The organism is Microbacterium sp. NPDC006705 (genome assembly GCF_044903545.1).
Taxonomy (GTDB): domain Bacteria; phylum Actinomycetota; class Actinomycetes; order Actinomycetales; family Microbacteriaceae; genus Microbacterium; species Microbacterium plantarum.
Genome location: NZ_JBJDQQ010000001.1, coordinates 1,146,816 through 1,167,730 on the forward strand (window position 1 = coordinate 1,146,816; position 20,915 = coordinate 1,167,730).

The 20,915-nt window shown below is 68.9% G+C and carries 19 protein-coding genes and 1 tRNA gene; 5 read left to right on the forward strand and 15 right to left on the reverse strand.

The features are described 5' to 3' along the window. Positions 1 to 125 precede the first annotated feature (125 nt). From ACI2K6_RS05500 to ACI2K6_RS05510, 3 genes are all read right to left on the reverse strand, one after another. Positions 126 to 923 carry an inositol monophosphatase family protein gene (locus ACI2K6_RS05500; RefSeq protein ID WP_282502166.1) on the reverse strand — a complete coding sequence of 266 codons (798 nt, stop codon included), beginning with the start codon at positions 921 to 923 and terminating at the stop codon, positions 126 to 128. Between the two features lie 407 nt (positions 924 to 1,330). Beyond that, on the reverse strand, positions 1,331 to 1,552 hold the full coding sequence (locus ACI2K6_RS05505; protein WP_404568235.1) for a response regulator transcription factor: 222 nt from the start codon (positions 1,550 to 1,552) through the stop codon (positions 1,331 to 1,333). Positions 1,553 to 1,693: 141 nt separating this feature from the next. Next, on the reverse strand, positions 1,694 to 2,596 hold the full coding sequence (locus ACI2K6_RS05510; RefSeq protein WP_323987312.1) for a hypothetical protein: 903 nt from the start codon (positions 2,594 to 2,596) through the stop codon (positions 1,694 to 1,696). 79 nt (positions 2,597 to 2,675) lie between these two features. On the opposite strand from ACI2K6_RS05510, the gene ACI2K6_RS05515 reads away from it, so the two are divergent. Then, positions 2,676 to 3,953 carry a histidine kinase gene (locus ACI2K6_RS05515; RefSeq protein WP_274178494.1) on the forward strand — a complete coding sequence of 426 codons (1,278 nt, stop codon included), beginning with the start codon at positions 2,676 to 2,678 and terminating at the stop codon, positions 3,951 to 3,953. A 13-nt stretch (positions 3,954 to 3,966) separates the two neighbouring features. Beyond that, positions 3,967 to 4,635, forward strand: coding sequence for a response regulator transcription factor (locus tag ACI2K6_RS05520; protein WP_274178493.1), 669 nt, complete (start codon positions 3,967 to 3,969; stop codon positions 4,633 to 4,635). Positions 4,636 to 4,746: 111 nt separating this feature from the next. Here the strand turns inward: ACI2K6_RS05520 and ACI2K6_RS05525 are convergent, their stop codons facing one another. Both ACI2K6_RS05525 and ACI2K6_RS05530 read right to left on the reverse strand, forming a co-directional pair. Further along, entirely contained in the window at positions 4,747 to 7,155 is a 2,409-nt protein-coding gene (locus ACI2K6_RS05525) for a thioester domain-containing protein (RefSeq protein ID WP_282502163.1), read from the reverse strand. Positions 7,156 to 7,353: 198 nt separating this feature from the next. Beyond that, complete coding sequence (locus tag ACI2K6_RS05530) at positions 7,354 to 8,049, reverse strand: response regulator transcription factor (RefSeq protein ID WP_282502162.1); 696 nt, start codon at positions 8,047 to 8,049, stop codon at positions 7,354 to 7,356. Positions 8,050 to 8,371: 322 nt separating this feature from the next. Here ACI2K6_RS05530 and lanKC point away from each other — a divergent pair, with 322 nt between their 5' ends. Beyond that, a complete protein-coding gene (gene lanKC / locus ACI2K6_RS05535) occupies positions 8,372 to 10,966 on the forward strand; it encodes a class III lanthionine synthetase LanKC (protein WP_282502161.1) in 2,595 nt (864 codons plus the stop codon). A 13-nt stretch (positions 10,967 to 10,979) separates the two neighbouring features. Beyond that, positions 10,980 to 11,096, forward strand: a complete 117-nt coding sequence (locus ACI2K6_RS05540) for a SapB/AmfS family lanthipeptide (RefSeq protein WP_354451194.1) — start codon at positions 10,980 to 10,982, stop codon at positions 11,094 to 11,096. Between the two features lie 69 nt (positions 11,097 to 11,165). Here ACI2K6_RS05540 and ACI2K6_RS05545 read toward each other — a convergent pair. The 5 genes from ACI2K6_RS05545 to ACI2K6_RS05565 all read right to left on the reverse strand — a co-directional run bounded on the left by ACI2K6_RS05545 (position 11,166) and on the right by ACI2K6_RS05565 (position 14,866). Next, positions 11,166 to 11,247 (reverse strand) — tRNA-Tyr (locus ACI2K6_RS05545). A gap of 94 nt (positions 11,248 to 11,341) precedes the next feature. Beyond that, on the reverse strand, positions 11,342 to 11,830 hold the full coding sequence (locus ACI2K6_RS05550; protein ID WP_269267386.1) for an FBP domain-containing protein: 489 nt from the start codon (positions 11,828 to 11,830) through the stop codon (positions 11,342 to 11,344). Between the two features lie 61 nt (positions 11,831 to 11,891). Continuing rightward, positions 11,892 to 13,274, reverse strand: a complete 1,383-nt coding sequence (locus ACI2K6_RS05555) for a hypothetical protein (RefSeq protein ID WP_282502159.1) — start codon at positions 13,272 to 13,274, stop codon at positions 11,892 to 11,894. After that, positions 13,271 to 14,416, reverse strand: coding sequence for a DUF2510 domain-containing protein (locus tag ACI2K6_RS05560; RefSeq protein ID WP_282502158.1), 1,146 nt, complete (start codon positions 14,414 to 14,416; stop codon positions 13,271 to 13,273). Before ACI2K6_RS05560 ends, ACI2K6_RS05555 begins: the two co-directional genes overlap by 4 nt. 123 nt (positions 14,417 to 14,539) lie before the next feature. Beyond that, entirely contained in the window at positions 14,540 to 14,866 is a 327-nt protein-coding gene (locus tag ACI2K6_RS05565; protein ID WP_404568236.1) for a hypothetical protein, read from the reverse strand. Positions 14,867 to 14,921: 55 nt separating this feature from the next. On the opposite strand from ACI2K6_RS05565, the gene ACI2K6_RS05570 reads away from it, so the two are divergent. Next, entirely contained in the window at positions 14,922 to 15,410 is a 489-nt protein-coding gene (locus ACI2K6_RS05570) for a YajQ family cyclic di-GMP-binding protein (RefSeq protein ID WP_071918434.1), read from the forward strand. 30 nt (positions 15,411 to 15,440) lie between these two features. Here ACI2K6_RS05570 and ACI2K6_RS05575 read toward each other — a convergent pair whose 3' ends face one another. The 5 genes from ACI2K6_RS05575 to ACI2K6_RS05595 are packed head-to-tail and all read right to left on the reverse strand — an operon-like array spanning position 15,441 to position 20,843. Beyond that, complete coding sequence (locus ACI2K6_RS05575; protein ID WP_282502156.1) at positions 15,441 to 16,418, reverse strand: alpha/beta hydrolase; 978 nt, start codon at positions 16,416 to 16,418, stop codon at positions 15,441 to 15,443. Positions 16,419 to 16,458: 40 nt separating this feature from the next. Continuing rightward, positions 16,459 to 17,754: an ABC transporter ATP-binding protein gene (locus tag ACI2K6_RS05580; protein ID WP_269267378.1), complete on the reverse strand. Its 1,296-nt coding sequence runs from the start codon at positions 17,752 to 17,754 to the stop codon at positions 16,459 to 16,461. Positions 17,755 to 17,800: 46 nt separating this feature from the next. Further along, positions 17,801 to 18,649, reverse strand: a complete 849-nt coding sequence (locus tag ACI2K6_RS05585; protein ID WP_094262209.1) for a carbohydrate ABC transporter permease — start codon at positions 18,647 to 18,649, stop codon at positions 17,801 to 17,803. Beyond that, a complete protein-coding gene (locus ACI2K6_RS05590) occupies positions 18,649 to 19,584 on the reverse strand; it encodes a carbohydrate ABC transporter permease (protein WP_404568237.1) in 936 nt (311 codons plus the stop codon). Before ACI2K6_RS05590 ends, ACI2K6_RS05585 begins: the two co-directional genes overlap by 1 nt. Then, positions 19,581 to 20,843 carry an extracellular solute-binding protein gene (locus ACI2K6_RS05595; RefSeq protein ID WP_282502153.1) on the reverse strand — a complete coding sequence of 421 codons (1,263 nt, stop codon included), beginning with the start codon at positions 20,841 to 20,843 and terminating at the stop codon, positions 19,581 to 19,583. Before ACI2K6_RS05595 ends, ACI2K6_RS05590 begins: the two co-directional genes overlap by 4 nt. Between the last annotated feature and the right edge of the window lie 72 nt (positions 20,844 to 20,915).

Here is a 20,915-nt window from a genome sequence, read left to right on the forward strand (position 1 = left end):
TCGAAAACAGCGCGCGCTCGTGCGCAGCGGAACAGTCCGGGTTGCGTTCGATCCCTCGGCTCGGGTTCCGAAGATAACGAACGGGTAAACACTAACGTCTTACAGCTGGGAACGCGATCCACGCGTCAGCTTTCGTGGAAAACCCGTTCGGTCAGCCGACTGTGGAGCGACGACGACGCGGCGATCGTCATGGTACGGCCGGGCCGCTCGCCGGGCATACCGGTGACGACGCCGCCCGCCTCGGCGACGAGAAGCGCCCCGGCGGCGTGGTCCCACGGCTGCAGCCCACGCTCGACGTAGCCGTCGAGACGCCCCGCCGCGACGTAAGCGAGATCGAGCGATGCGGCGCCGGCTCGGCGGATGTCGCGAGCGACCGGCATGATCCGCCCGAGTCGCGCGAGGTCGCCCGCGTGCGTCGCCGGGTCGTAGCCGAAACCCGTCGCCAGGAGGGCACCGGCATCCGTCGGCTCGGACACCGCCAGGCGCGCATCCCCGAGCCACGCTCCCCCGCCCGCGGTCGCCCGGAACATCTCGTCGACAGCCGGCGAGAAGACCGCCGCCACGACCGCCTCCCATCGCTGAGGATCGGGTTCACCGTCGACGACCGCGATGCTCACGGCGTAATGCGGGATGCCGTAGGCGTAGTTGACCGTTCCGTCGATAGGGTCCACGACCCAGGTCAGCCCGCTGGCGCCGCGCTCGGCGCCGGACTCCTCGCCGAGGAAACCGTCATCGGGGCGCGCATGTGCGATGCGATCGCGGATGAGGAGCTCGACCTCGCGGTCTGCTTCGGTGACGATGTCGGCGAGCGCCGACTTCGTCGCGGCGATCGCGACTCCCTCGCCGCGGCGTCGGCGCGCGAGCGCACCCGCCTCGCGGGCGATGTCGACGGCCAGGTCTTCGAGCTCTCGGGCATCCACCATGCCTCCACGCTACGCGGTCGTGCCGGAGGCCAGCCTCGAAGCCGGATCGCCCAGGTCGAGGACTCGGGGTTCGACCGCCTGCAACGCCTCCTCATCATGCGTGGCTCACACCACCGCACCGCCCTGAGCGAGATGACCGGTCAGCAGCTCTCGGAGCGCGCGGGCGGAGCTCCCCCCAGATCAATCCCGCCCAGTTAGCGAGGTCGAGCCCAATGAGGATGACGGCGCCGGCCGCTGTCTGCGACGGCACCCCGAACCGGGGCAGGCGAAGTGTCGTCAGGGCAGCAGCGACGATCCATGCGTGGGGCAGATCCACGATCACCGGCGCACCTCGCTCCGAACCGCCGGCATACGTGACAGCGAAGCTAGTGACGACACGGACATCAGCGCGTCGGCAGGAAGTCGCTCTACCGGAAGCTGACGAGTCCGAAGCGCGCCGCCGTGATGAGAACCTGCACCCGGTCGCGGGCGTTCCACTTCAGCATGATGTTGCTCAAGTGGGCTTTGACCGTTCCTTCGGATACGTGCATCGAACGGGCGATCTCGCCGTTGGACTGGCCCGCTGCCAGATATCGCACGATCTCTGCCTCGCGCGCCGACAGCTTCTCCGACTCGGTAGGCAGTCGCAATGCACCGGTTTCAGCTGTCTGCAGGGCTCGGATCAGCTAGGGCGGCCCTCCTCGGTGGAGCTTTCGACTCCCGGCGTGAGGGGCGAGAATGGGTGGTGACGGCAGCCCTGCCCATCACCTGACGTGCGGCCGCGGAAGGCCTCAGCGCGGGGCGATGGGCTGGTCGGGCAGCGGCGGAGGCGGCGGATAGTCCCCGTACCCGGGCTCGGCGTGGGCCGCCTGCTGCGGCGGGGCCACCTGCGGTGCGGGGGCGGACTGCTGCGTCGGCGCGGGGGCCTGCGGCGCCGGCTGCGCGGGAGCGTAACCCTGCGGGTAGGTGGGGCGCCCCGTGTAGTACGCCTGCCAGTCGGGCGATCCGTCGGCGAGGACGGGGAGAGGCGTCCGGCCATCGGCGTAGGTCGGCCATGCCGGGGCAGCCGGCTGAGGAGCGCGAGGCATCAGTAGCGCGTTCACGAGGGGCACGAGGGCCGTGCCCACGGCGGCGAGGATCGTCAGTGCGACCACGACCCGCCAGTAGATCGGCAGGAAGTCGAACCACTCCCCTCCGACCAACGGCACGATGAGCATGACGGCCACGATGCCGAGGAAGGCGATCGTCACATAGGTGACGATCGACAGGAAGGTCGTGGGGTTGCGCAGGTACGCCTTGGTGAAGAGTCGCAGGTGCAGCAGCGCCAGCTGCAGGATGAGCAACACCAGCAGGAAACGCATGAACCGCTCGTACCCCCAGCCGAAGCTCTCGGTCGGGGATGGAAGCCAGATCATGACGGCGCCCACGAGCAGCGCCCCGACCCACGTGCCCATACTCGTCAGAGCGAACCACGCCGGGCGACGACCCGCGAGGTGCGACTCGAGGATCGCGATGCCTGCGAAGCCGGCGAGCAGCAGGACTGTCATGAACGCGCGGGCGACGATCCCGGTGCCCGACCCGATCAGCACCCAGACGACGCAGACGATCGCCGCCGCGATGAGCGCGCCGATAGCGACCCAGATCGCGGCTCGCAGCAGCTTGTTCGATTCCGGAGATGTGATGGGTTTGCTCATCGACAGGGTTTCCTTCCGCGCTGACACCTCACATCCTGGCACGCGCGAACGTTCCGTGCGGGGCTGAGAGGATTCTGTGGTGAACCCACCCCGAGAGCCTGGCCTTGAGTTCGACGCATCCGCGACGCGCACCTTCTTCCGCACGCGTCGCGCGGCGCTGATCCTGGTCGCGATCGTCTCGGTGAGCACGACCGTTCAGGTGCTCGCAACGCCGATCACCGCAATGATGGCTGGCCCCGTCGATTGGCCCTTCGACATATCGATATCGCTGCTGTGCGTCATCCTCGCCCTGGCATGCGTGGCCCAAGCCTCGGCTGTCCTCCTGAGCGATCGGTGGCCCCGCATCGCGGTCTTCGCAACCGTGGCCGTCTACCTCCTCCTCCTCGGCGCCTTCGACATACCGAACTGGCTCATCGGCATGTATCTCGTCGTGGCACTCGCGCAGTTCCTTCTTGCCCGCCGGGTCTCGGCCGGCTCGGCCGTCGTGTGCTTGCTCGGCGTCGTGGTCGCCGGAATGGGCGGGCTCTTCACCTGGGCCGTCTTCTACTCGGGTGATGTCGGTACCGCCCTGAGCTTCATGGCGAACGAGTTCTTCCGCTTCACCGCGCCGGCCCTCGGTGCGACCGCCCTGGGGATCTGGTGGGGCGCCCAGGTGCGTCAGGTGACCCTGGCTCGCGAGCAGGCCGAGCTCGCGCGCCAGGAGCACGACGCGCGGGTCAACGACGCGCGCGAACGCGAGCGCGCCCGCATCGCGCAAGAGCTGCACGATGTCGCGGGCCAGCACCTCGCCGGGCTCGTGACGCTGGCCGACGCCGCTATCTCCCTCGCACCGGCACGCCCCGACGAAGCCATCCGCCTGGTCGGCGAGGTGCGCAACGAGGGCCGATTCGCCGCCGCGAGCCTGGCGGGTGCGCTGAGCGACCTGCACGCCGCCGACGCAGCTGGTCCCGCCGAGACGACCCGCGACCTGCGTCGCGCCGGCGAGCTCGTGGAGTTCTGGTCGCAACGCGGCATGCCGGTCTCATTCGACCTAAACGGGGCCGTGTCCGATCTGCCCGCCGTCGTCTCGACCACCGCCTACCGCGTTCTCCAGGAGGCACTGACGAACGCGGCGAAACACGCCCCCGGAGCGCCGGTCACCATCTCGGTGACCGTGACCGAGGAGGAGCTCCATGCCCGCGTCGTCAACCAAGCACCCGGCACTGATTCGATGCCCGTTCCGGGCCTCGATCTCGGCTGGGGCCTGCGCGGGATGCGCGAGCGCGTCGAGCTGTTGCGCGGCACACTGTTCGCAGGGCCGACGCCGACCGGCGGATGGGATGTGCGGATCGCGATCCCGATCGACCCGATCGCCTGACAAGGAGAACGGTATGAACCGTGGGGCCGAGCGCATCCGCGTTCTGATCGCCGACGACAATCGCGCCGTGCGGCGGGGGCTGCGGCTTCAGCTCGAAGGCGCCCCCGGCATCCAGGTCGTCGGCGAGGTCTCGAACGGCGTCGACGCCGTTCATGTCGCACGCGCCGAACGCGCCGACGTCGTGCTCATGGATATCCAGATGCCCCAGATGTCGGGATTGTCCGCCACCCGCATGCTCGCTCGTCCCGACGACGGCCGCTCCCCCATCGCCGTCATCGTCATGACGAGCTTCGCCGTCGATGGCTACGTCAGTGAGGCACTTGATTCGGGCGCCGTCGGATACCTGCTGAAAAGCCACGACTCGGACCAGCTCGTCGGCGCGATCTACGCCGCAGCGCGGGGCGAAGCACTCGTGTCGTCGCGAGTGACGGCGCCGCTGATCCGAGAGTTCGTGCGCCGCGGCGGCGCTCCCGAAGACCCCGAAGCAAGCGCTCTGCTGACCTCGGCCGAGCGCCGCGTGATCTCCGTGCTCGCCGGCGGAGTCACGAGCAACGAGGGCATCGCCGAGACGCTGCAGGTGTCGGTTCACACCGTGCGATCGCAGCTGCACTCCGCACTCAAGAAGCTCGATCTCGCCGACCGCACCCAGCTCGCGCTGTGGGGCGCGCGCAACCGGGTGTGAGATTACTTCATCCATCCGGGTGAAACTTCGACACGGGTTTTCACCGCACGACCGACCGCACGACCGTCCCCCTCCCGCTGACCAGCGAGAGGGGGACGGTGCGTGTCAGGCTCAGCGGACCGCGCGCTGACGGTGGACCCGCAAGCCTCCCACGAGCAGGAGCAGACCGACCATCATGCTGCCCAGTCCGAGCATGAGGGCCAGGTGCGGTTCGCTGCCACCGGTGGCGGGCAGGGCGCTGTGGCCCGGGACCACCGGCTCGCCGCCGCGGACGTCGTTCACGAGGGCGGCGTCGACGGTGTCGCCCGGTTGGATCTCCACCGTGACCGGGTCGGCGGTGGCCACCTGGACCAGTGCGGTCGTTCCCGCCTTCGTCTCCGTGACGACGCAGTCCGAACCGGCGGGCAGGTCGGTGTACACCTGCTCGTAGTCGCCCGCTGCACTCCTCGCGGGGATCGTGAACGTCTCATCGAGCACGGCCCCGTCATCACAACGGACGGTGAGTTCGATGTCCGCCTGCAAGCCGGCGCCGCCACCCGTGATCGTCTTCACAACCCGCAACGAACCGGACAGATACACGACGTCGTTGGCCAGGGCGGCATCGACCGTCGCGCCCGGCTCGATCGCCACCGTGACCGGGTCGCCGGTCGTGACGTCGACCTGCGCGGTTGCGCCCGATTCGAGCTCCGTGACGGTGCACTCGGTACCCGCGGGGATGTCGGTGAAGAGCTGTTCGTACTCCCCCGCGGCAGCACCCGCGGGGATCTCGAACGTCTCGTCGAGGACGTCTGCGCACACGATGCCGAGCTCGATCGCTCCCTGCTGCCCGGCCGCCACTCCGTCGATGGACTTCACCACGCGCAGCGAACCGGGCCGGTAGGTCACGGCGTTCGCCAGGGAGGCGTCGACCGTCGCGCCGGGCTGGATCTCGACGGTGACAGGATCGCCGGTCGCGACCTGCACCTGCGTCGTCTCACCGGTCTCCGTCTCCGTCACCGTGCACTCCGTGCCGGCAGCCAGGTCGGAGTAGACCTGTTCGTAATCACCGGCCGCGCTCCCCGCGGGAATCTCGAAGGTCTCGTCGAGCACGTCGCCGCACACGATGCGCAGCGAGATGGCGCCCTGCTGACCCGCCGCGTCGCCGTCGATGTTCTTGACGACTCGCAGCGCTCCCGGCCGATAGGTCACCGTGTTGGTGACGGTGACGGCCGCGCCCTCTGACGTGATCTCCGCGTCCTGGCCGGCATCCGTCGAGACGTCGACGACCGTGTTCGCGCCCGTGACCGGTTCGGTCACGGTGCAGGTCGTGCCCACCGGTATGTCCGAGTACGTGAAGGTCTGCGTCGACGCGGTACCGGCCGGGATGTCGGCGGTATAGGCGTAGCCCTCGCCGCAGTCGATCGTCAGCTGGATATCGCCCTGCAACCCGAGCGCTTCACCGGCGAACGCCTTGCTGACCGTCAGCGAGCCCACAGCGAGGAACTCCGCCACCGCAGAGTCGACCGCGTCGAGTTCGGCGGTATCCGCGAGGATGAGCCGCTGCGCGTCGGCGAGATCCGGGGTGTTGCCGTCATATAGGTAGACCTGGCCGCGCTGAACGGTCACCGTCGCGCGCGCGTTGATCACCGCGTCTCCCGGTGATCCGTCGGGGACTCTCACCCAGATGTCGGTGCCCGATGGGACGGTCGCGGGGTTTGCCAGGGGCTCCATGCCCGCCTCATCCGTGAACATGGCGTACCCGCCGGGAACGGAGACGGTGACGTCGGTCGCTCCCTCGGCGGTGACCGTGTAGGGCCCGGCACTCGATGTCGCTCCGACCGTGTCGGACTCCGGCGTGATGCTCACTTCAGGCGCGGGCGGCTCCACGACGGGACCGGCGGCCTGAGCTGCCGCGACGATCGCCGCCGTGGCCTCGCGCACCGTGGAACTGGCCGCGGTGTTGAGCACATAGCCATCGGTGAAGTACCAGATCGCGGACTGCACGGCGGCAGCCTGCTGGTTCGCCGACAGACCCGCCGGCTCCGGAACGGTGGGGTAGAAGTTGTTGAGGATGTAGGTCACGTACCCGATGTTGGGCACGTTCGACTCCTCCCAGCTGCCGGACTCGTATCCGATCCCCACGTAGGTCGAGACGCGCAGATTGATGCAGTACATCTCAGCGGTGAGCGACGGGTCCGAGACGCTCGCCGCGACGATCGTGCCGGCGAACGTCGAGACCGATGCGTATCCCTCCGGGTTGCTCGCCGGGTACGGCGCCTGCGGGTCTTGGGTGATGGGCGACGGGGGTTGGAGACCGGGAAGCGTCGCACCCGGGCCGAGGCTCGTGATCTGGATCTCGGTGTTGGGACCGATCTGACCATCACCGATGGGCGTCGCATCATCGATGCGCGCATGTGCGGCGGGACCGAGCGGGAACAGAACGAGCGCCGCGACGACGAGAGCTCCCAGTGCGGCGATGATGCCACGGCTGCTCGCGCCGACTCGATCACCGCCAGGCGCGATGACTGAGCGCACCGTCACGGCGCGACCTGCTTTTCCTTCGACGAGTGATGCGCGGCTTCATGTCTCATGCCAGTCATGGCGTCGTCCTCTCTCCGGGGCGGGGGTGCAGACGCTCCCTTTCACGGGGATGCGTACGGTCACCCTCGACCACGACGGAGCGAGATCGGCAGTGCCATTCGTCCCTTCGATCTCCAGAAATCGAAAGAACTATCTCGCTCATAAAGGGCCGCTGTGCGTGCTTTCGTCGTGAGTGACGCGATACACGGCGGCTTGCGTACGACTTTCCAGATGCAACTTGGCGAGCAGTCCCGAGACGTAATTCTTGATGGTCTTCTCCGCCAAGCCGAGCCGGAGGCCGATCTGCCGGTTCGTCATTCCGGCGGCGATGAGACGGAGGACCTGCCGCTCGCGCAGGGTGAGGTCGGACACTCCCGGTTCGTCGGCGGGAACGACCGCGGTGGGCACCGCCTGCAGCCCATGGGAACCGTCGCCGCGCGCGATCCGCCGCACCAGCTGCAGGACGTCCTTCCCGCGGGCGTCATCGAGAAGATATCCGTCGGCTCCAGCCGCCCACGCGATGCGCTTGGCTTCCTCGGCGTCGGTGCGTCCGTGCACGAGCACGGGAACGTTCGCCTGCACACGACGGATCGTGTCGACCGTGTCGACGATGCGCGCGGTGGGTTCCGTCGCATCGAGGATGGCGACATCCAGCTCGGTCCGGTCGATCATTCGTCCCGTGTCGTCGAGTCGAGCCGCGTCGCCCACCACGACGACGTCGTCCGAATCCTCGATGACCGCTCTCAAGCCTCGTCGGACGACATCCCGTCGATTGATGAGGAGGACCCGTACTTCGTCTTCGGCGTCGAGGTCCTCATCAATTGACTCTGGCTGCGTCTCCACTTCGTCATTCATAGCCTCCGTGCCTCTCCCGGGTGGCCCCAGTCAAACACCTGCACCCGGGCGCGCCTAGGGGGTGCCCGGGTTTTCGAACGGTTTCAGGCCTTTAGTCCATACCACCTCCTTGCGGCGCGCATTCTGGACAAACGCGACTCCTTCATCCATTCGGATGAATTTTCACGACTTGTTTGCGGACCGCCTCGGTGCCCCTGCACCACTGCAACGCGGCACCACCGGTAGCTCAGGGCGCCTTTGTGCCGGGAGCGACGCAGGCGACGCCGCTCGAGCGGACGGATGATGACCCTGGGCCCGTCGTTCCGGGCCATGGGGGAAGCAGATGGAACCGATTTTCGGGCGCTTCGCGACACGAGGTCGGGTGTTCTACGACGCGCCCGGCACGGGTGACGCCAGCGCCGAAGCCGAGGGGCGTACCGCTGCGTACGTACCGGCGACGACCCTCGCGTGGCAGGGCTGGCGGCACAGCCGACGGGGCCCGTGGTCGGTGTGGCTGCCGCCCGCGCATCGTCTGCCCGAACAGGGATGGAAGGTGCACATCACCGCACTTCCCGATGCCGCAGCGACCGTGCTGGACACCGCCTCGAGGTACTGCCACCGCCACGGCATCGCTTTCAAGCACCTGCAGAACGCGCACGCGCTCGGCGCCGTGCTCGCCAAGGATGCCGACCGCTCAGGCGCGGGCAAGTTCATCACGCTCTATCCGCCATCCGAGCGCAGCCTCGAGCACTGCCTCGTCTCGCTCGACGACGCGCTCGGCGGCCAGCCCGGCCCGTACGTCCTTTCGGACCTTCGCTGGAACACGGGCCCCCTGTTCGTGCGGTACGGCGCGTTCACCGATCGCGAAGTCCTCGTCGGCGGCGAAGCCCTGCCCGCCATACAGGATCTGCGGACGGGAGAGTGGGTACCCGACCGGCGGACCGCGGGGTTCCACATCCCACCTTGGGTCGAACTGCCGCCTTTCCTTCAGCGGCAACTCGACGCGCTCGGACACGAGCCGCCGCCCGGCTTCCCGGAGATCACCGGCGCCCTGCACTACTCCAACGCCGGCGGTGTCTACACCGGAGCCCTCGACGGCGCCGAGGTCATCGTGAAGGAAGCTCGCCCGTTCGCGGGCTGGACGCCCGACGGGCGCGATGCCGTCGCCCGGCTCCGCGACGAGGAACGCACCCTCCGCGCTCTCGCCGGAAGGGTCCGCGTCCCGGCGGTCCGCGCTGCCTTCGAGGCGCACGGTCACCGCTTCGTCGCCATCGAGCAGCTGCCGGGACAGCCCCTGGACCGGCTGGTCGCAACGACCAGCCCGCTCACCGCCGCCGTCTCGACCGCAGCCGAGCGCCGCGCGTACCGCGATCGGATGCTGCAGCTGCTCGACGCGCTGCGGAGGGAGATCACCCGGCTGCACGCCGCGGGCGTCACCCACGGCGACCTGCACCCGGCGAACGTCATGGTCGACGCCGACGGCTCGGTGAGCCTCCTCGATCTCGAGATGTCCCTTCCCGTCGACTCCCGCGCGCCCGCCGTCCTCGGCGCAGCGGGATTCTCCCTCCCGGACGAGCCGGACCCCGTGCGCCGCGATGCACACGCTCTGGCGTGCATCGAGCTCTACGTCTTCCTTCCGATGACGAGCCTGCTGGCGCTGCAGCCGGCCAAGGCGGATGCCCTCGTCACCGAGGCCGCGACGGTCTTCGATCTGCCCCGCGAATGGTGCGAGCGGATGAGCGCCCGGCTTCGGCCCGCCAACTGTGCGGCGCGGCATCCTGCACCCGTCGTATCGATCGAGCGCGTCGCCGAGCAGCTCGTGGCCGACGCGACGCCCGAGCGGACCGACCGGCTGTGGCCCGGCGACCCCCGCCAGTTCGGGCAGCCCGCGTTCTCTCTCGGTCACGGCGCACTGGGGGTGGCCGTCGCGCTGGATGCCGGGGGCGTCGCCCTCCCGTCGAAACTGCGATCGTGGGTGTCGCGCTCGATTTCGAGGTCGCTCACCGGGCAGGCACGCCTCGGGCTGATGGACGGCGCGGCCGGCGCGCTCTGGGCCTGCCGGCGCCTCGGCTTCGCCGACGAGGCGACGGCACTCGACGAGTACCTGCACGACGACGCCGTCGGGTCACTCGGCTCCGACCTCGCGACGGGTCTTCCGGGGATCGGCATCGCTCTGCTCGACGAGCCCGATTCCGGGCGCGACATCGAGCGGGCGACCGCGATCACCGACGTCCTCGGCGCACGCTGGGGGCTGCTCGGCCCCGCCGCGCCGTCGGGAGCGCCGTCGCCCGCGCCGTCACGACGGCACGGCGGCCTGATGGGCGGCGCGAGCGGGACGGCTCTTCTGGCTCTCCGGGTGTTCGAACTCACCGGAGAGCGCCGCTTCCTCGAGATCGCCCGCCGGGCGCTCGACGTCGACCTCCGCACGTTGCGCCGCGACGCGGACGGGTCGGTGCAGGTCGACCAGGGATGGCGCATGCTTCCCTACCTCGCGCACGGGTCGGCCGGCGTCGGCCTCGTGCTCGCACGGTACCTGGCGCATGAGCCTGCCGATGACGAGCTGCGTGTCACGCTGCACGGCATCATCCGCGCGGCGTCGGCGCCCTTCGTCGTACAGGCGGGACTCTCCGCCGGCCGAGCCGGATTGGCCCTCTTCCTTCATTCTCTGGAGGCGACCGGACACGCGAGCGCAGACACGGTCCGCGCGCGCGACCATCACCTCGGGCGAATGACGCTGCACGCCCTCGACGCGCCGGTCGGCGCGCGTTTCGTGGGCGACGGGATGCTGCGCGCGTCGTGCGATCTTGCGACCGGCGCCGCGGGCGTGCTGCTCGCGCTCGCCTCCGCGTCGCCTCCGGCTTCGAACAGTGACCAGCCGGTCCTGCCCTTCCTCCCCCCGGTGCTCGTGCCCGCCGGTTCTCCGGCGGCGAGAGGATGAGGGAGGTGAACAAATGGGTTTCATCCTGGCATTGCAGACGCTCGAGAAGAGCGAAGAGGAACACCGCACTGTCGTGGGCAGCACAGTAAGCATCGGCCTGTGCCGGAGCACCGTGTCGACGGCCTGCTGATCCCGCCGTGATCGCGCGCTCCGCAGCGAAAAACGAAGGGCCCCCGCTGAGCGGGGGCCCTTCTCGATGTGGCGAGTGAGGGATTCGAACCCCCGAATGCAATGCAGTCTGATTTACAGTCAGATCCCTTTGGCCGCTTGGGTAACTCGCCAGTGCGCACCCGCCCGGCTTGTACAGTCGACCGGAGGCGCGAGAACCCATATTACCCCCTGTGGCCGGGTGCTCCGAACCACGGGGGTCGGCCGTCAGTCGTTGCCGACGACCCGTTCGACGAAGGCCTCGGTGCGGTGGCGCGTGCCGTCGATTCGGCGATCGACGCTCGCGCGGATCTCGCTGGGCGCGAGCGGGCCAGCGATCCGCACGTTGTCGTGGCATCCGAGGTCGGCGCAGATGTACGTGCCGATCGTGTCGCCGGCATCGCCGGCGGGCCCGGCCTTACGCGCACTGAAGAGGGTGACCTGGTCTCCGGGCTGCATCGTGTGACAGAGGTTGCACAGCGCGGACCGTGCGCGTGAGCTTCCCGACGCCGCGCGCATGACGACTCCGACCGGGGCGCCCTCACGCTGCGTGATGACGTATCCCCGCTCGCGCGAGTTCGGATCCCGCCACGCGAGGAAGTCGAGGTGGTCCCAGTCGAGCAGCATGAAGTCGATCGGCATCGCCATGATCCGGCGATCGTCGACCGTCGCGTTCACGAACGAAGCGCGGACTTGGTCTTCGGTCAGAGCTTGCACGCGTTCCAGCCTACGAAGCGCACGGCATCCGCGGGCCGCGTGCGCGGACGCCCTCCCGCGGTCACTGCGATGCGACCCATGCCTGCCAGTCGGCCTCGGTGAATTCGGTGCTGTCGACGAAGAATCCGCCGCCGAGGACCGAATCCACTGCCATCGTCCAGGCCGACCCGTCATAGGCATCGGCGTAGGCGTAGAACGAGCCCGCGGCGTCGTACGCGAGGTTCGCGTCCTTGCTGCGCAGCGCCTCGTCGGTGAAGGCACCCATCCCCTGCGCGGCGACGGCGGCCTTCACCTCAGGCCGGAGGTACCCGGGATCGGCGAGCCCCGATTTCCATTCGACGAAGCGGGCGAATCCCTCGTGGACCGCGACGGGCGGTGCGATGAACGACCCGGGCGCCGCTGCGTAGTGAAGGCCGTGTGCGAACTCGTGGACGAACACCTGCTCGCGACCCGACGCGCTGCCCGGGCCCATCACGATGAGCGTTCCGGATGTGTCGGATCCCGTCGCGATCACGGGGTCGAGGAAGCGCTGCGCGATCTGCGGACGCAGGGTCGGACGGGCATAACCGGCGACATCCATGTCCCACGGCGTGCCCTTGCCGTACTGCCAGCGCTGGAAGCGGTCATCGTCGTCGGTGATCGCCGATACGAAGCCGTCCTGCGTCGGCTCGCCGCCGAGGGCGCGGATCGTGTCGAGCGCGATGACGGCCGATCGCTCGGCCGCATCCGCGTTCTGATCGACCAGCTCGGCCTCGTCGCTCATCCCGAACAGGACGACGTGATCGCGCTTGGTGACGTAGATTTCGCCCTCGTCCCACGGGTTCGGCTCGCGCGCGGGGACGATGGACGTGATCGTTGCGGGCTCGGGCGGTTCCGTCTGCTCGTACCGGTCGAACGACCGGCTGGGGACGGTACCGGGCTCGAAGGTGACGGTGTAGGCGAAGCCCTGAATGAGGTCGAGGCCGGCGTCACGGTCGCCGTCGCCTCGCTGCGGCTGTGCCGCGAAGGCGTACTGAGCGCCGAGGATCACCTCGATGGTGCCGGTCTCGTCGACGTCGAAGTCCGACGGCGCGATCGCCGCGACATCCCACCCGATCTTGCTGGAGTTGTCCCACCACAGCGCGAGCTGCGTCGCCGCGTCACCCGTGGCGTGAGCGAGGAACCGCTCACGATCCTTGTCGCGCATCGCGGCGTTCATCTCGGCGAACGTGGCGCTGGTGGGAGTCGCGAGGTCGTTGTCGGCCCACGGCGCCCAGCCGACCGGAACATCGGCCGTCGGCCCGGTCTCGGGCGTCCGCGGCCACAGCACGACGCCCGCGGCGACGGTCATCAGCAGCGCACCGATGCCGAGGGAGGCGATGACGATCTGCATCGTGCGCGCCGCGCGATTGCGAGGCTTCGGCTGCGGTGATGCCGCAGGGTGCACTTCAGTCGTGTCGGTCATCGGGTCTCCGCCTTAGAGATGAGGATGATGCGGCGTTCGGAGTCGGTCGTCAACTCGCCGCCGACGCCTGTCGAGGCGAGAACGAAGACGTAGTCGGTGCCACCGGAAGAGATGAGGTACTGCTCGAGCGGCGCCGGGGTGTTGGGGTCGTTGTGCCAGCCCATCAGATCGGTCATCGGTGCAGCCTGGCCGACGACGGGGAACCCGGCGGCGAGGGCGTCGATGTCGATGCCGTCGTCGAAGGAGGTCGAGGTTCCGCCGCTCAGGCAGACCGCGGCCAGCACGCCTTCGGTGCGCGCGATCTCGGAAATCTGCGACAGCACCACGTCGGAGGTGTAACAAGCCTGATCGATAGGGGCGGGCTCGAAGCTCGTGGTCGCGACGACCGCTCCGTCGTACGCCGACGCCGAGGCGGCGCCCGTCACCCGCCAGGGGCCGATGGCCGTCGGAGTCTCCCCCTGGCGAGCGCCGGAGGGCACATCGTCACCGTAGTAGTAGGGCCGGGTCAGCCAGATCTCGCGGGTCGAGGTCGCCGTCTGCGGCGTGCCGTCGACGGTGAAGGTGTAGGTCATGTCGACCAGTGCTTTGGCGGTGTCCGCGCCGCTCGGCGACTCGTAGCCGGCGGTGCCGTTGGTTCCATAGAGGATGCCGCGCCGGTCGTACTCGATGGAGAGGTCGAGCACCTCCGCGGCACGCGCATCGCCGAACAGGGGCGTCGCCGACCCCGAGATCGCGATGTACCCGGGCGAGGCGTACTGCGTCCAGCTGGGCTCGTCTGCTGTGGCGGCGGCGAGGAAGCCGTCGACGACATCCGGCGCCTCCGAGGTCGCGGCGGCGTTGGCCGAGACGACGGTCCAGCCGACGAACCCGGCTGCGCCGCCGACGATGAGGAGGGTGGCCGCCAGCACGATCCAGGTCACGCGCGTCATCACCTTCTGCCCGGGGTTCTTGGACGCGGGACCGGGCGCGGCAGCGGGGGCCGCCGCCGGCGCGGCATCCGACGCCGACTGCTCCGCCACAGGGTAGGGCGAGACATGGTCGGTCCATCGCTGGCCGTCCCAATACCTCAGCTGCTGCTGTCCCGATGGGTCGGGATGCCAGCCGGCCGGCGCGGTCGGAACAAAGTCCGGCACGTCGTTCACACGTCCCCCTCGCCCCGGCCGCGAGCACCGCCGGTCCGTGACGATGCTATTGGCATGCGCGAAGTGGCTCGTACACCTGCTTTTCCGCGCCGGATCTGCTAGTCGTGACGGACACCCTGGGCGTCAGATGAACCAGCCGTTCAGGAATCCGGTCCCCAGCAGCACCTGCCCCCAGCCGAGGATCAGCGCGACCACGGGCCACCCGTATCCTCCTCGGTCACCGCGCGCCGCGATCAGCCCGATGATGCCGAGCACGCCGCCGAGGGCTCCGGCCGCGATCGAGATCGGCAGTGCGATGAACAGCATCCATCCCCAGAGCGGATCCACCGCGTACCCGAGGACGACCACGACAGCGACCGGGAGGATGCCGATGCCCGCGAGGATCGTCGCGGCGATTCCCCACCCGCGGCCGCGGCGGCGCCAGGGCCGGTTAGCGGGCTCACTCGTCATGGCGCGAGCCTAGCCTCCCCCGGCGCGCGGCCACGGGCGCGGCTAGAGTAGCGGCATGGCAGATTCCTCGTTCGACATCGTCAGCAAGATCGATCGCCAGGAGGCCGACAACGCGCTGAACCAGGCACGCAAGGAGGTCGAGCAGCGCTACGACTTCAAGGGCACCGATGCCTCCATCGAGTGGTCGGGCGAGTCGATCCTCATCAAGGCGAACTCCGAAGAGCGCGCCAAGGCCGTGCTCGACGTCTTCCAGACGAAGCTCATCAAGCGGGGCATCTCGCTCAAGAGCCTCGACTCGGGCGAGCCCACCGCTTCCGGCCGCGAGTACCGCATCGTCTCGACGCTGAAGGAGGGCATCTCGTCGGAGGATGCCAAGAAGATCAGCAAGATGATCCGCGACGAAGGTCCGAAGTCCGTCAAGTCGCAGATCCAGGGCGATGAACTGCGCGTGCAATCGAAGTCGCGCGACGACCTGCAGGAAGTGCAGCGGATGCTGAAGGCCGCCGACCTCGACGTCGACCTCCAGTTCGTCAACTACCGCTGACGCTCCCCCGCACCATCCCGGGCTGAGCGCTCACCGGTCGAGGCCGCTGACGAACGACACCAGTCGGTCAGCGGCTTCGGCGCGTGCGGGCGCAGCCGAGAGGAAGACGTCGTGCAGGGCGCCCTCGATGCGGGCGATCGTGACGGTGGCGGCGATGCGGGTGGCCGCGCGTGCGATGTCGTCGACGACGAGCACCGAGTCGGTCGAGGTCATCGTGTCGTTCCAGCGCAGCGGCGACGTCGACCGCGCCGAGAGCAGAACGAGGGCCGGTGCGCCGACCTCCACGCCGGCCGCGACGCGCGCATGCCCGGCGATGACGGCGGCGAGCCATGCGGGATGCGTCGGGAAGCCCCGTTCGGGACGCCAGCCGTCGGGCGCATCGGGCAGGCTGCCCACTTCACGCTGGGCCCGCGTGTAGAACCCGAGATCGACGGCGGGGTGGGCACCGCGCGGGTCGAAGCGCGCCCGCACCTCGACGAGCGGCGCGACCGCCTGCCGCCCGAGGGGGCCGAGCTGCAGCTCCAGCCACGGACTGTTCAGCACCACGGCGGCGGCTCGCCCCGGGTGACGCGCCGCCCAGAGGGTGAGCGTCAGCCCGCCGGTGCTGTGCCCGAGGAGCATGAGCCGCCGGCCCAGACGCTCGGTGTCCATGGCAGCGAGCGCCGCCTCGATGTCGTCGTCGTAGACATCGAGCGATGTGACGTACCCGCGCGCCTGTCCGGGACGGATGCTGCGCCCGTACTTCCGCAGGTCGAGCGCGTGGAACCGCGCGCCACGATCGGTGAAGATCCGCGCGAGGTCGGTCTGGAAGAAGTAGTCCGACCAGCCGTGGACGTACAGCACGTCGATGTCGCGCCACGCGCCGAAGAGGCGGAGCCCCGGATGCGGCATCGCCCGCACGAGTGTCGCGACCACGTCGCCCTCGTCATCCGACCCGAGCGGAAGCGTCGTCTGCTCGAAGCCGGGACCCAGCAGGTCGGGACCCCACGTCACCTCATCCGCCCGCATGCCCCCACCCTAGGTCGTGGACATCCGCGGGCGCAGGGGGTCAGGCGGCGGAACTCTGCTGCGAGCCCGAGCCCGCACCGGAGCCGGTGCGACGGGCCTCACGCTCCTGGGCACGCTGGAGCGCGCGCTTGCGCTGCTCGCGGGCGTCGTCCTCGAGCTTCGCTGCCCTCTCCTCGTCGCGCGTGAGGTTCTCTCCCGTCTCGGGGTCGAACACGTGCAGCGAGTCGGGCGAGAACCACAGTGTCGCCGGATCCCCCGCGCGGATGTTGCTGAGCGAGTCGAGCGCCACGACGAGCTCCGTGCGGAGCCCCTCTCCGTCGAGATCGCGGTCGAGCTCGGCGAGCTTCTCGCGTACCGATTCCTCGACCTCGAACGGAATGTAGGCGTACAGCACCTCGCCGAGCCACTCGGTCATCTCGACATCGACCTCGGCGCGCACACCACCCTCGAGCGGACGGTCGGAGGTCTCGGCATCCTCGAATGCATCGGGACGCACGCCGACGATGACGAGCTCGCGGTCTCCGATCGCGCGGCGCAGCCGGTCATCGAGCGGAACGTCGAACATCGGCAGCTTGAGGGTGTCGCCCTCGACCGTGCCGTGCAGGAAGTTCATCGGCGGCGAGCCGATGAAACCGGCCACGAAGAGGTTCACCGGCTGCTCGTACAGCCCGCGCGGGCTGGCCACTTGCTGCAGCTCGCCGCGGCGGAGCACCGCCACCCGGTCGCCGAGCGTCATGGCCTCGGTCTGATCGTGGGTGACGTAGACGGTCGTCGTTCCCAGCGAACGCTGCAGCCGGGCGATCTCGGTGCGCATCTGCCCGCGCAGCTTGGCGTCGAGGTTCGACAGCGGCTCGTCGAACAGGAACGCCCGAGCGTTGCGGACGATCGCGCGGCCCATCGCCACGCGCTGACGCTGGCCACCCGAGAGATTCGCCGGCTTGCGCTCGAGGTGCTCGTCGAGCTCGAGAAGGCTCGAGGCCCGCCGCACGCGCTCGTCGATCTCGTCGTCGGGCACGTTGCTCGACTTCAATCGCATCGGGAAGGCGATGTTCTCGTACACCGTGAGGTGGGGATACAGCGCGTAGTTCTGGAATACCATCGCCAGGTCACGATCCTTCGGCGCCTTGTCGTTGACGAGGTCGCCGTCGATGAGCATCTCGCCGCTCGTGATGTCTTCGAGGCCCACGATCATCCGCAGAAGCGTCGACTTGCCGCATCCGGAGGGTCCGACGAGGATCACGAACTCGCCGTCGGCGATGTCGAGGTCGACGCCCTTGACCGCCGTGAAGCCGTCGTCGTACGTCTTCACGATGTTCTTCAGCGTGATGGAGGCCATGACGTTCCCTTCGAGGTAGACGCGGCGGCGGCGGGGATGCTGGGGGTCATCCCTTGACCGCGCCCTGCGTGAGGCCGGAGACGATCCGGCGCTGGAAGATGACGACGACCACCACGATCGGGATCGTCACGATGATGGCGGCCGCCGAGATCGCGCCCGTGGGCTGCTCGAACTGCGACGCTCCGGTGAAGAACGACAGAGCGGCGGGCACGGGGCGCGCCGCACTTGTCGAAGTGAGCGAGATGCCGTAGACGAAGTCGTTCCACGCGATGAAGAACGCGATGATCGCCGTCGTGAACACTCCGGGTGCCGCGAGCGGGACGACCGTCTTGCGGAAGGCCTCGAACGGCGTCGCGCCGTCGACCTGCGCCGCCTGCTCGAGCTCCCAGGGGATCTGGCGGAAGAAGGCCGCGAGCGTCCAGATAGCGATCGGCAGCGTCAGCGAGAGGTACGGGATGATGAGGCCCAACCAGGTGTCGTAGAGGCCGATGACCCGCCACAGGTTGAACAGCGGCGTCACGATCGAGACGATCGGGAAGACCGACACCGCGAGCGCGGTGACGAGGATGATGCGCTTGCCGCGGAACTCGAGTCGCGCGATCGCGTAGGCGCACAGCGTGGCGAGAACGACCGCGACGAAGGTGGCGATGAGCGAGATGCCGACGGAGTTGCGCAGCGCCGGAAGGAACAGGTCTTGTGCCCCGCCGCCCGGCGCGAGGATCTCGGTGTAGTTCTCGAGCGTCCATTCCTGCGGGAGCAGGGTTCCCGAGAACAGACCCGACGGCGTCTTGAACGACGTCATGAGGATCGAGAAGACGGGGAAGAGCGACCACACGAGCACCGCGATGATGATCGCGGCCCATCCGATCCGCTGCGGCCAGGTGAGCGTGCGCATCAGGAGTTCCGTCCCGTCGCCAGGTCGACTTTGAAGCCCTTGATGAAGATCGCGGCGATGACCAGGACGCTGAGGAACAGCAGCACCGAGATCGCCGAGCCGAGCCCGATCTCGAGGCGCCCGATCGAGGTGTTGTACGCGAGCAGCGACAGCGCCTCGGTGTCATTGGCGCCACCGGTCATGATGTAGATGTTGTCGAAGATGCGGAACGCCTCGAGCGTGCGGAAGAGCACGGCGACCATGATCGCGGCCTTCATGTTCGGCAGGATGACGCGACGCATGACCTCCCACCCGGTGGCTCCGTCGACCTTCGCGGCCTCCTCCAGATCGCCGGGCACCTGCGCGAGGCCCGACAGCAGCAGCAGCGAGATGAACGGCGTCGTCTTCCACACCTCGGAGAAGATGATCACCACGAGGGAGGTGCCCTGCTCAGCGAACCAGTTGAGCTCGGGGTCGAACCGCGGGATCCAGCTGAGCCAGTTGTTGACGTACCCGCCCGAGTTTATGTCGAACGCGTAGAACCAGGCGAAGGCCGCCACGACCGTGATGATGCCGTACGGCACGAGGATCGCGGTCCGCACGAGCCCGCGGAGCTTCTTGATCGCCCGGTGCATCACCAGCGCGAGGAGGAAGCCGAGGATGAGCTCGAACAGCACGGTCACGACCGTGATGAAGAGGGTGACCCCCATCGACCGCCAGAACGCGGGGTCGCTGAGGACCACCCGATAGTTCTCGAAGAGGACGAACGACCGCTCGTCGGGGGCGGTGAGCCGCAGGCTGAACAGCGAATCGAACAGGGCCTGTCCGATGGGGTACATCGTGACCAGCAGCATGATGACGAACGCCGGGCCGGCCAGCATCCAGCCCAGTCGTCCCTCCGCACGCGCCCGGGCCGAGCGTCCGGGCCGCGGCGACGCGCTCTCCCGCGTGCTCACAGCAGACGCTCCCCTCGCAGGACGGCGAGGATGAACTCGCTCGATGTTCTCGGGGTGGTGTCGGGGTTCACAGCTGCCGGCGGGTGCCATGTCCGCTGGAGCCCGATCGAGATCTCGTTGTAGTACGGCGTCTGCGGACGCGGCACACCGAGGTCGAGCGACTCGCGGATGGTGTCGGCCATCGGGAACTCCTCCTGCACGCGAGGGTCGTCGTAGGCGGCGGCGTTGGACGGCGGGTTGCCGTCGGTGACGAAGTACTCCGACTGGTTCTCGGGCTGGACGATGCACTCGACGGCCTGCCAGGCGAGGTCGGGGTTTTTGCTGAAGGCGCCGACGCCGAGGTTGATGCCGCCCACCGGAGGTGCGGCCGGGGTGTCGGCATCGACACGCGGATACACCGCCCAGCCGAGGTCGTCGGCGATGGCGGGGTCGGCGCCGGTCATCGCCGGCCACACGAACGGCCAGTTGACCATGAAGGAACCCTGCTCGCCCTGGAACAGGTTCATGTTGGCGTTCTCGTCGGCGGTCGGGAGGCCCGGCCCGCCGAGCCCGTCGGCCCCGATGCGGTGGATGATCTCCGCCGCGGCACGTCCCGCGTCGCTGTCGAGCCCGAGCTCGAGCTCGTCAGCGGGCGCCTCGGGGTTCTTCAGGATCTCGCCGCCGGCCGACGCGACGAGAGCGTTGATCCACACCGTCAGCGACTCGGCCAGCGCGCCCTGAACGCCGAGCCGCAGATCCTGCTCCTGGGCGACGGCGATGATGTCGTCCCAGGTGACCGGCTGCGACATGTCGAGGCCCGCCGCCTCGACGACCGACTGCCGATACCAGAGCAGCTGCGTGTTGGCCCAGAAGGGAACGGTCACCAGCTCGCCGCCCCAGCTCGCGGAGTCGACCGCGCCCTGGACGATGCCGTCGGTGTTCTGCAGTTCTTCCGGGACGTCGTCGAGGAAGCCGGGCTCGGCGAGCTCCGGGATGAACGGCGGGTCGAGGCTCATGATGTCGAGCGAGGTGTCGCCGGCTGCCAGACGCCGGGCGAGCTGCTCGCGCTGCGACGCCGCATCACGCGGCAGCAGCGACGTCTCGATGCGATACGCGCCGTCAGCGGCATCCGTGCAGGCGGCGGCGATCCGCGCCTGCCCGCCGTCGTCGGGGTTGATGTACCAGGTGAGCGTGGGCACACCGTCATCGGGGGCGCAGGCGCCGAGCGTCGCTGCGAGCGCGACCACCGACGCGGCTGCCAGGACCCGGGTCGTGCGCATCGGGCCTCCTCGTTCCGTATCGTCGCGACCCAGCGCGCTCACGGCACCGGGCGTTCCCCCATCATGGCGTCG